The sequence below is a fragment of the Neobacillus drentensis genome, from assembly GCF_036966985.1.
GTDB classification, from domain to species: domain Bacteria; phylum Bacillota; class Bacilli; order Bacillales; family Cytobacillaceae; genus Neobacillus; species Neobacillus drentensis_E.
Window position 1 is genome coordinate 1 of record NZ_JBALSN010000684.1, and the last position, 1,154, is coordinate 1,154.

The following is a 1,154-nucleotide window of genomic DNA, read 5'->3' on the forward strand; positions in this document are numbered from 1 at the left end:
GGTTAGTGGAAGAAGGAAAATATCCTAAATGTGTGTGGAATACCATAAAGTATATTCCATTTAAAGGAGTTCTCTGTGAATCTAAAAAATTTATTCTGGTTTTGTGTATGTGCAATAGTGACCTTTATTATTATGGGGTTATTAAATGGAAATTTTGAGTGGTTTGAGTTGGATGATTTAATTCCTGTAGTTGGAGGTTTAATTGGCGTAGCTGTTGCTTCTTATAAAGCGAGAAGGATAAATAACACAAGCTCTTCGTAATAGGGCGTTGCTGCGGCAACGTTTTTTCCTATTGAGAGCTAACGGGGTAGATTAGCTTAAGAAGGACAAGGACTAAAAAAACAAGGAGAAAAATTCCCCCTGTACCTATGTGTGGTTTGATAATATCGACGGGGAGAGTTCGCACTTTACCAGTAGAGGTTGACTGGGGTGACTAACAAGTCCTTTTTTTATTTACATGAGATTCTCATGCAGAACTCTGCACTAATTTGTAGTAAAGGTCTGTACTTCTATTTTGCAATACACAAGTCTCAAAATATGCGATTAAAGATTCTGATGTGATCAGAGGAAATGAAGGTACGGATGAAAATGTTCAGAAGGTTATTGATTTAGACAAAGCTCTAGATTAATTGTATATGGCGGGCTTTTAAAAGAGATACATAAAGAGTTGAACTTAGATGATGCAGAAGATGGAGTATATAGATGATGAACCAGATGAAGTGGCAAATGGTGCAATTAAAATTATGGCTTGTGGCATATAGGATTGAAAAATTATGTACTAAAATTTTTACATATTGGAATGATTTTGATAACGGAAAAGAAAAAAAGCCCCTCAATGATTGAGGGGGAAGTGTTTATTTGAAAATTAATCGTATATCACATTTTTTCCTTCTTCACTTAATTTCTTTAAAGATGTAATCATATGATTTATCTCTTCATCGGAGTGTCTTTCCCATGAAGCTAATTCAGCTATTATTTTTAGAGGCGATTTAGATCTATATGAGCGTGTTGGGTTTCCAGGAAATCTTTTATCAGTTAAGTTAGGATCATTTTCAAAATCTCCTAATGGTTCTACAACGTAGATTCTTTCTTTTGAATTAGATTTTGCTAATTCTGCACCCCATTTGGCAGCATTTAATGTTGCAGTAAAGTAT

General features: G+C 34.3%; 3 protein-coding genes. 2 read left to right on the forward strand and 1 reads right to left on the reverse strand.

All coding sequences use genetic code 11. The features are described 5' to 3' along the window. Positions 1 to 75: 75 nt before the first annotated feature. Both V7659_RS30445 and V7659_RS30450 read left to right on the forward strand, forming a co-directional pair. On the forward strand, positions 76 to 261 hold the full coding sequence (locus V7659_RS30445; RefSeq protein WP_335543749.1) for a hypothetical protein: 186 nt from the start codon (positions 76 to 78) through the stop codon (positions 259 to 261). A 441-nt stretch (positions 262 to 702) separates the two neighbouring features. Beyond that, positions 703 to 843 carry a hypothetical protein gene (locus V7659_RS30450; RefSeq protein ID WP_335543750.1) on the forward strand — a complete coding sequence of 47 codons (141 nt, stop codon included), beginning with the start codon at positions 703 to 705 and terminating at the stop codon, positions 841 to 843. Positions 844 to 865: 22 nt separating this feature from the next. On the opposite strand, the gene arr is transcribed toward V7659_RS30450, so the two are convergent. Next, a partial coding sequence (gene arr, locus V7659_RS30455) for an NAD(+)--rifampin ADP-ribosyltransferase (RefSeq protein WP_335543751.1) occupies positions 866 to 1,154 on the reverse strand: 289 nt, incomplete at its 5' end.

Bases quoted from the DNA above. Each gene is read 5' to 3' on its own strand.
- V7659_RS30450 (WP_335543750.1), top strand. From the start codon at position 703: ATGATGAACCAGATGAAGTGGCAAATGGTGCAATTAAAATTATGGCTT.